Raw genomic sequence first — 9,181 nt, forward strand, 5'->3', positions numbered from 1 at the left:
CTCTAAGAACGCTCCATCCGTACAGGTACATGAATCTGCCGAAGAACAGCCTGAAGCACGGACTGGGCGTTCGAGCTATCCAGACGCGCCTCGGGACGAAGCAACAAGCGATGCGTCAGCACATAGGGTGCCAGCGCCTTTACATCATCAGGCAGCACATAATCACGGTTGTCCAAAAAAGCGTACGCCTTGGCGGCCATTACAAAAGCAAGCGCCGCCCGCGGGCTGGCTCCCAGCAGCACCGATGGATGTTCTCTCGTCGCACGCACAATATCAAGTAAATAGGACGTCACTGCCTCGTCCATATAGATTTCTCGGATTTCCTGCTGGATCGCAGCAATCTGTTCCATATGGGCTACAGCCTCCAGACGATCTGCCGGCTGACCTACCTGATGATGAAGCAGCAGGTTTCGCTCTGTCTCCATGTCAGGATAGCCAAGGCTGATTTTGAGCATAAAACGATCCAGCTGCGCTTCCGGCAGCATATAAGTGCCTTCAAAATCAATCGGATTTTGTGTCGCACACAGCATAAAAGGATGAGGCAACATATGCGTTTCCCCATCCACTGTCACACTGCGCTCTTCCATCACTTCCAGCAGAGCCGATTGGGTTTTCGTCGTGGCGCGGTTAATTTCGTCCGCCAGCAAAATGTTTGTCATCACAGGACCCGGACGAAAATAAAAACGTTCATCCCGTGGATGAAATATGGAAACCCCCGTAATATCACTTGGGAGAATATCAGGATTACATTGGACACGGCGGTAATCACCGCGCATGGATTTGGCTAGAGCCTTGATCATTTGCGTTTTTCCCGTACCCGGAACGTCCTCGATCAGAATGTGCCCACCCGCCAGCATAGCCGTAAGCAGTAATTTTATCTCAAAGGATTTTCCTAATATGCATGATTCTAGATTCGAACGGATTGCAGATACAATCTGCGCAGATTCTTGACGTACGGGCATAACTCAGTAAACCTCCTAGATAGCAACATGTTTCCTATTATTGTACATGAAGGCGGGCACAGAGTACACTTAACTCCTTTCCCATATCCTTCAAAACGTATCCTTCCTTCGTATCATGCCGTGTGTACAGCATGTCAAAAGCCCTCCGGTCATCAGACCGAAGGGCTCGTATATACTTATTTACTTCACTTATGTCATATTTAAATTATATACTTCCCTTTGGACGAACAAACAAGCATGCCAGAAAAGAGAAAATGATCGCCGAAGAAATCCCTGCACTAGTCAGACTAAAAATCCCTGTAATGACCCCAAGCCATCCATCCTTCTCCAATTCGGTTAAGGCGCCGTGTACGAGCGAGTTGCCAAAACTGGTAATTGGAATCGTTGCACCTGCCCCTGCAAATTTGATAAGCGGATCGTAGATCCCGATGCCATCTGCAATGGCACCTGCTACCACCAACGTACTCATCGTATGTGCCGGTGTCATTTTAAGCCAATCCATCATTAACTGACCCACGACACAAATGGCACCGCCAACTAAAAAAGCCCATAGATATATCATACTTGTCCTCCCGCTTCGAAAGCTACAGCATGTGCAACACAAGGGATGCTTTCACCCTGCTGTGTAGACAAAGGAGATAGCAAAGCCCCGGTTGCCACAACCAGTACCTTTTTCAGTTCTCCCTTTTCAATCCGCTTTAACAGATGGCCATAGGTTACCACAGCCGAGCATCCGCAACCACTGCCGCCTGCAATGACTTTCTTTTGCTTATTGATATCATAAATTAGTAAACCGCAATCATTAAATTCCGTCTGATTCATATCGTATCCATCTTTTTTGAGCAGCTCCTTGGCAATCGGCAGCCCCACTGAGGCCAAATCCCCCGTTACAATGAGATCATAATAACCAGGGTCCCGGCCTGTATCCCGAAAATGAGACAACAGCGTATCTGCCGCTGCCGGAGCCATGGCTCCACCCATATTAAAAGGGTCTTTAATGCCCATATCCATAACACGTCCAATGGTAGCACAATCCACCACCGTACCTGACTTGGCATGTCCCACAACTGCAGCGCCAGAACCTGTAACGGTATACTGGGCCGTGGGAGGCTTCTGTGATCCGTATTCATTAGGGTAGCGGAACTGCTTCTCGGCCGTACAATTATGACTAGTCGTACCCGCCAACACGTAGTCGCCCGCCTCTGAATCCACAATCAGCGCGGCCAAGGCCAAGCTTTCCATTGAGGTTGAGCAGGCTCCAAAAACACCCAGATAAGGAATGCCCAGCTTGCTGGCTGAAAAGGAGCTGCTGATAATCTGATTCATCAGATCACCACTGATATAAAACTGTACTTCCTCTTTGTTTAAATTGGCATTTATTAGTGCCAGCTCAGTAGAATGTTCAATTAGTCTGCGTTCCGCTTTTTCCCACGTTTTCTCGTTAATTTCGATATTGTCATAAATATAATCAAAATCTGTGGACAACGGCCCCTCACCTTCATCCGGACCTACAACGGTTGCACTCCCAATGATGCGCGGTCTCGACTCAAATTTCCAGGTTTGTCCTCCCTGTCTTTTCATTAGTGATGGCCCCCCAAACCGAGGATGGCATAGATAACACCCACGACAAATGCGGCCACAACCCCGAATACGACAACCGAGCCTGCTAGCTTAAACATATTTGCACCCACTCCGAGCACCAGTCCCTCGGAACGATATTCCAATGCCGCCGAACACATCGAGTTAGCAAAACCTGTAATGGGTACAGCGGTTCCCGCTCCCGCCCATTGGGCAATCTTATCGTAGACCCCGATGCAGGTTAATATGACTGATAGCAAAATCATCATGGATGAAGTCGGCGCAGCAGCGTCTTTGGCAGAAAGGTGCATGCCTGCCATAAAAGCCTCCTGAATCGCCTGCCCAATCACACAGATGACGCCCCCAACCAGAAAAGCGCGCACACAATTGGCAAATAACTTTCTGGACGGTTCATGCTTTTGGGAAACACTCTTATAGTCCTTCTCACTTATGGACAACGGGGACGTATTGGTACGAAAACCGCGTTGCCCTGATTTAGCTGGCATCATTCACCACCCCTTTGACGTAAATTCCGCACTTGGCGGTTCTGATTGTTGAGCCTTTATCATTATTAGCTTGAGGGGGAATTGTTATGTCAGGAAAATGATATCGTGGACATTCCGTACAAATGCATTCATACTGATTACATGCGACCACTGGTTAATTAATAAGGAGTGAGGTATGCAACATGGAAGCAAAAACATTGGAATTGTTTAAAACCTTAACGGAGTTTCCGTCCATTCCGGGCCATGAGCGAGAGCTGCGGGCATGGGTGAAAGAGCGGATATCCGGTTATACAGATGAAATCGTGCAAGATCGGCTGGGCAGTCTTTTTGGTGTTCTACGCGGTGAAGAGAGCGGACCCCGTGTGATGGTCGCAGGCCATCTGGATGAGGTCGGATTTATCGTGAACGGGATTACGGAAAATGGAATGATTCGTTTTCAGCCGGTTGGAGGCTGGTGGAGTCAGGCCATCATGTCACAGCGTCTGCAGGTGCTGACTCCTAATGGGCCAGTCATCGGTGTAGTTGGCTCTGTCTCGCCCCATTTGCTGGATGAATCTCAACGCAGCAAGCCTATGGACATCAAGCTTATGTATCTGGATATCGGCGTAGACAGCCGGCAGGAAGCGCAGAATCTGGGGATCGTACCTGGAACGGCCATTGTACCGATCTGTGAATTCACGCCACTCGCAAATCCAAAAAAAATCATGGCTAAAGCATGGGATAACCGCTACGGTGTGGGCTTGGCGATTGAACTGCTGGAGGCATTACATAAGGAAAAGAACAAACTTCCTAATACGTTGTATGCAGGAGCTACGGTTCAGGAGGAAGTGGGACTGCGCGGTGCACGTACAGCGGCCCATCTGATTCAGCCGGACATTTTCTTTGCACTGGATTGCAGTGCTGCCAACGATATGGGCGGAGATCCGAATACATATGGGCAGCTTGGCAAAGGCGCCCTGCTGCGGGTATTTGATCCAGGTATGATTACACATCGCGGGATCGTAGAATATGTACAGGACATGGCGGAAACGCACAAAATCAAATATCAATATTTCATTTCTACAGGGGGAACAGATGCAGGTCAGGTGCACTTGAGCGGAATTGGCGTACCCTCCACCGTCATTGGCATTTGCGGACGATACATTCATACTTCCTCTTCTATTATTCACACCGATGATTACGATGCAGCCAAAGAGCTGATCGTCAAGCTGGTACAAAATCTGGATCGTACCACGCTGAATACCATTATTGAGCGCGCATAAGGGGTAATAGAGAGTTCAATCCTATTAAAAACAGTCAAAACACGTTGTACGTGCATTGACTGTTTTTTTGATTTGATAGAGTTACAGAATGGAAGTCTCAAATTAAATGCTTATAGCGAAGAAAAGCAATAATAACGAGCACGGTCGTTAAAGCAATGCAGATACTCTCTACCTTCGCCCCCTTGCGGGTTCCGGTACTCATCAGCCTAAACCGTAGCTTCCATTTGAACGGCGGCAAAGGTTTAATGCCGTTATTCGTCAAGGAATCAGCCAGCAAATGCAGCAAGTACGCCATCCCTCCGGCCAGCCATATGCTATCCCCATGCAAACGGGTCGTACCGTACAGCAACGCAGTCCATGCCGCTGTTCCGTACACCGTGTGTGTTAAGCCCCGGTGCGGGACAAGTGTACAAATAATCAGCAGGCACCCAGCAATGTAATTCCACGGCGCATACGCTTCCCCGTACCATGCTAAGCCGATACCAATTAAAAAGATAATGACCTTGCGCATGGATCGTGAAGGCATAAAAGAAGCGCTGATCATCAGCAAAGCCAGAACAAGATTCCACGGCGGCGGGGCCATACGGGTAAAAAATACCCAGCCGGCAGCCCCAATCATCAGAAGCTGCACGAGTCTAAGCATTTTCGTAGGCAATGCACGACTCACAAGCATCGAATTAGGTTCGTCAATATCCGGCAACAGTGAACCAACCACAGCAGCAGCCACGGCAGCTGGAGCCACTTCGTGTCCACTCAAAGCTAATACCGACAGGGAGACCCCGGTTCCAATAATCAAATGGGCTCTTCCCATCATGGTGCATAACATCCTTTCGTTGCAGCATACAACAGAGTTCAACAATACTCTATTTGAATCAGCATGATTCGATTGTATACGACAAACAAAAGGAGAACAATAGTTCGCTTATTCTATTTAAAGGACATCGTCCAAAAGTCCCAGTCCAAATATTCGTGTTTCAGCACAAACATACGCTTTAAAGTATTTTTTGAAACAGAGCAATAACTTCTTCTTTGGTCGGTTGAAATGGATTGCCAGGTGCACATGCATCTTTCATCGCATGGTCTGCTAACAGATTGAGGTCCGGATCGGTTACTCCCAGCTCAGACAAACGTTTCGGGATTCCAACCTCCTGGGATAAACTACGGATGGCATCCACAACAAACTCAGCGCATTCCTCGTCAGTTCGCCCTGTGATAGAAAATCCGATCGCCTTAGCGATGGGTCTGAATTTACGGGGAACATGCTGTGCATTCGCCTCCTGTACATAGGGCAGCAGCATCGCATTACACACGCCATGTGGAAGATCGTACACACCACCGAGCTGGTGGGCCATCGCATGTACATATCCCAAGCCCGCATTATTGAAGGCCATTCCTCCCAAAAAAACAGCGTATACAAGCTTTTCCCGGGCTTCGAGATTTTGACCGTTCTCCACAGCTAGAGGCAAATAACGGAATATAAGCTCGACAGCAGCTAGCGCTGTGGCATCCGTAACCGGATAGGCTCCAGGAGTAACCAGTGCCTCAATCGCATGTGTAAGCGCATCCATACCTGTTGCTGCAGTTAATTCAGCCGGTTTTCCCACCATTAATTCAGGATCATTGACAGAGATGGAAGCCAAACTGTTTTTATCGACCATAACCATTTTGATCTTGCGCTTCTCATCGGTAATGACATAGTTAATTGTGACCTCGCTAGAAGTCCCGGCGGTTGTATTCACCGCCACAATCGGAACGGATGGCTGCTTGGATTTGTGAACGCCTTCATATTCTGAAATATGTCCTCCGTTTGTAACAATGATGCCAATAGCTTTGGCTACATCCTGAGGCGATCCGCCTCCCACCGAGACGAGAACATCACATTTATGATCCTGAAATACCTTAACACCTTCGTGAACATTATCACAGGTAGGGTTAGGCTGGACTCCGTCATACACCATATATGGAATTCTATGCTGCTCCAGCACAGCGATTACCCGATCTGCAATCCCGTTTCGACGCAACCATTTATCTGTCACGATAAGCGCTTTCAAAAATCCTCTCTCTTGCAATAACGGTCCCAGATCCCCAAGACAGCCGCTTCCCATTAAGTTTACTGGCGGTACATAAAAGACATTTGTTCCCATACTCAAAGACCTCCTCTTAATGCTTATCGTTCTCCAGTTATCTCTACCTTCTATTATCATGCTACATCTTTCTGAGTCTACCACCTGTTTTATACCCAGTCTGCGAAAAAAAGCACAGTTTAGCCACTTCTCAAAAAACAAGCCATATGGCCTATGCCCATGTGACAAATATTTTACATATATTTTTTTGCCTTAAAGGCCTATTGTGTAATTTGAAATATTAGGTAATATAGTGTTTATATTTACTATATAAATCTATTAATTGAACAAGGAGGAAATGATTATGCAAAAAAAGTCTGCGTTCCGCAAGTTTAAAACCGTCGGTGTGGCATCGTTGCTCAGTCTTGTTTTATTTGCACTTCCAGCTTCGGCAGCCTGGAATGATACATACACGGGATATGCTACCTATACAGGATCAGGTTACTCGGGAGGGGCATTATTGCTTGATCCCATTCCTTCGGACGCCAAAATTACAGCTCTTAACCCCACCCAGTTGAATTATAACGGAATCAAGGCTGCATTAGCCGGCGCCTATCTGGAAGTTCAAGGCCCCAAAGGGAAAACGACTGTATATGTAACGGATCTTTATCCTGAAGGTCCAAGCGGCGCGCTTGATCTGTCTCCAAATGCTTTCAGCCAAATCGGCAATCAAATTGATGGAAAAATCAATATTTCGTGGAAGGTTGTCAAGGCTCCGGTTACCGGCAATGTCTCCTACCGCATTAAAGAAGGCAGCAGCAGATGGTGGGCAGCCATTCAAGTACGCAATCATAAATACCCGGTCTTGAAAATGGAAGTCCTACAGAACGGACAATGGCTCAATCTTGAAAAACAGGACTACAACCACTTTTTGGGCACTAATTTAGGCAACCAGCCTCTCAAAATCCGGATTACGGACATTCGGGGTGTCGTACTGAACGATACCATTCCAGCTCTAGCGGAAAATGGCTCAGGCGGAGCCTATATCGTTAAAGGCAACGTGCAATTCCCTAACTGATTCCACTACCGTTAGCTTTCGTTCTTTCGTCTGAACTGACAACCTGGCCGGGAACCGACGCAGGTCCAATCTGCGTAAGGTGTTCCCGGCCTTTTTACGAAAAAATCACGATTTTTCATAAAAAATCGGTTTGTTCACTGTCCTGTTCACACCAACACACGTATAATGAATACATAAATCGGGTGTACTGTACAGCTATGTGCACACAGACAGGAGGCCTCTCCACATGAGCAATTTCAAAAAGCATCACAAGCTTCACAGCAAATTGCTGATCAGCATCACATTATGTATCACGCTAACGTTGCTGGTATCTACCACTGTGTATTATTTCTACTATATTCGGGTGGAAAAGGAGCAGGCGTTCGAGGCCAATCACGGCAGCTTGACATTGAGAAGCAAAGAGGTCATTAACATGACATCTATCGCTCAATCACTGGCGTTTCAAATGTATCGCAGCAGTACCCTGTCCAAATTGCTGTATTATCCCAAGCCCAATGTATATGATGTAACCGCTGCCATGAGTGAATTAAATAATTATCTCAATTCGATGCCGTATATTGAATCCATCTATGTGTATAATCCCAGGAGCGGAACCTTCTATATCGCATCCTCACGAGGCCAAAATGGGTTATTCAGCAAAAATGAGCTGGTGGACACAGATATCATTCGGGTACTGGATCATTACCAGGACTATAAACCATTCACACCGATCCCACGCACGTATCCGCTGCTGTCTGCCTCAGACTCCGTGGCTGGAGCAGAGCAAGCAAGCACACATATCGCAGCTTATACGTATTTATGCTATGACGCAATCAGCTCAAATGAAGCCATGAATTCGGCCGTGATTGTGAATGTGTCTGCGTCCTGGATGAACAAGGAAATGGCGGAAAGCCCGGCCTCAGGTGGAACTGCTTATATTTTGGATGATCAAAGCAGACTGTTGTCCGGTACTACACTGACAGAAGAAGCTTTGAACGAAAAAGAACAGCTGTGGTTGCACACACGAGTCAAAAAGCAGGAAACAGGCTATTTTGTGGAAGGCTTTCATGGTAAAAGATCACTTATTTCCTACACCTCTCCGGATGGTCTAGGCTGGCAGTATATTAGTGTCACCCCATATGAAAGCGTTATCAAAATGGCGAGTGTCATTCGTAATGCCATGCTCCTGATAGCCGCCATCATTGCACTCGCAGGCTTTGTGGCTTCGTGGCTGCTGTCCAAAATGCTGTATACGCCTATTGGGCAGATTGTAATTCATATGAATTCGCTGGAATCGGAGAAACGCAACAGTATGTACACGATTCGGCAAAACATTTTACAGAATATTATCCGGGGTATTCAATTGCTACCTGGCGGAAAAGAACAAGAACGGCTGCGTGAGCTTGGAATTACATTCCAGTTCGACAAAGACTACCGTCTTGTACTATTGCGGATTGATGAGTATGCCCGATGGCAAAACGAACGCGGCCCTGATCTTCTCCCCTATAAATTTGCCATTATGAATATTGCTTCTGAAATATGCGGGCAGACGTACCGGGCGGAAACCGTTGATATGGACGAGGACAGCATCCTGCTGATGCTCAATATTCTTGATCCCGCGGAGTATACAGACCCGGTACTGCTGGAAACCTTATTGCGCCAAATACGCGAAGCCTGCTTTGAATATTTGAAGCTGAGTGTATCGCTCACCTATAGCGCCATCACGAGCCAGCCGGATCGGCTGCATTTGCTG

At 47.2% G+C, this 9,181-nt stretch carries 9 protein-coding genes; 3 read left to right on the top strand and 6 right to left on the bottom strand.

Features of this window, described 5'->3' with window-relative positions; genetic code table 11:
• Positions 1–2: 2 nt before the first annotated feature.
• From WG8_RS16200 to spoVAC, 4 genes are all read right to left on the bottom strand, one after another.
• Complete coding sequence (locus WG8_RS16200; RefSeq protein ID WP_007431309.1) at positions 3–962, bottom strand: AAA family ATPase; 960 nt, start codon at positions 960–962, stop codon at positions 3–5.
• Between the two features lie 205 nt (positions 963–1,167).
• On the bottom strand, positions 1,168–1,524 hold the full coding sequence (gene spoVAE, locus WG8_RS16205) for a stage V sporulation protein AE (RefSeq protein ID WP_007431310.1): 357 nt from the start codon (positions 1,522–1,524) through the stop codon (positions 1,168–1,170).
• Positions 1,521–2,543, bottom strand: a complete 1,023-nt coding sequence (gene spoVAD, locus WG8_RS16210; RefSeq protein WP_007431311.1) for a stage V sporulation protein AD — start codon at positions 2,541–2,543, stop codon at positions 1,521–1,523. Before spoVAD ends, spoVAE begins: the two co-directional genes overlap by 4 nt.
• Complete coding sequence (spoVAC, locus tag WG8_RS16215; protein WP_007431312.1) at positions 2,543–3,046, bottom strand: stage V sporulation protein AC; 504 nt, start codon at positions 3,044–3,046, stop codon at positions 2,543–2,545. The genes spoVAD and spoVAC overlap by 1 nt, the downstream gene beginning before the upstream one ends.
• A gap of 182 nt (positions 3,047–3,228) precedes the next feature.
• Here spoVAC and WG8_RS16220 point away from each other — a divergent pair, with 182 nt between their 5' ends.
• Positions 3,229–4,308: a M42 family metallopeptidase gene (locus WG8_RS16220; protein WP_007431313.1), complete on the top strand. Its 1,080-nt coding sequence runs from the start codon at positions 3,229–3,231 to the stop codon at positions 4,306–4,308.
• Positions 4,309–4,405: 97 nt separating this feature from the next.
• Here the strand turns inward: WG8_RS16220 and WG8_RS16225 are convergent, their stop codons facing one another.
• Both WG8_RS16225 and WG8_RS16230 read right to left on the bottom strand, forming a co-directional pair.
• Positions 4,406–5,122 (bottom strand): metal-dependent hydrolase, encoded by a 717-nt coding sequence (locus tag WG8_RS16225; protein WP_007431314.1) that lies wholly within the window; start codon positions 5,120–5,122, stop codon positions 4,406–4,408.
• Between the two features lie 178 nt (positions 5,123–5,300).
• A complete protein-coding gene (locus WG8_RS16230; RefSeq protein ID WP_007431315.1) occupies positions 5,301–6,452 on the bottom strand; it encodes an iron-containing alcohol dehydrogenase in 1,152 nt (383 codons plus the stop codon).
• A gap of 283 nt (positions 6,453–6,735) precedes the next feature.
• On the opposite strand from WG8_RS16230, the gene WG8_RS16235 reads away from it, so the two are divergent.
• Together WG8_RS16235 and WG8_RS16240 are read left to right on the top strand one after the other, a co-directional pair.
• On the top strand, positions 6,736–7,449 hold the full coding sequence (locus tag WG8_RS16235; RefSeq protein WP_007431316.1) for an expansin EXLX1 family cellulose-binding protein: 714 nt from the start codon (positions 6,736–6,738) through the stop codon (positions 7,447–7,449).
• Positions 7,450–7,675: 226 nt separating this feature from the next.
• The coding region (locus tag WG8_RS16240; RefSeq protein ID WP_007431317.1) for a cache domain-containing protein at positions 7,676–9,181 on the top strand (1,506 nt) is incomplete at its 3' end.

Origin of the sequence: Paenibacillus sp. Aloe-11 (assembly GCF_000245715.1) — a bacterium.
GTDB classification, from domain to species: Bacteria; Bacillota; Bacilli; order Paenibacillales; family Paenibacillaceae; genus Paenibacillus; species Paenibacillus kribbensis.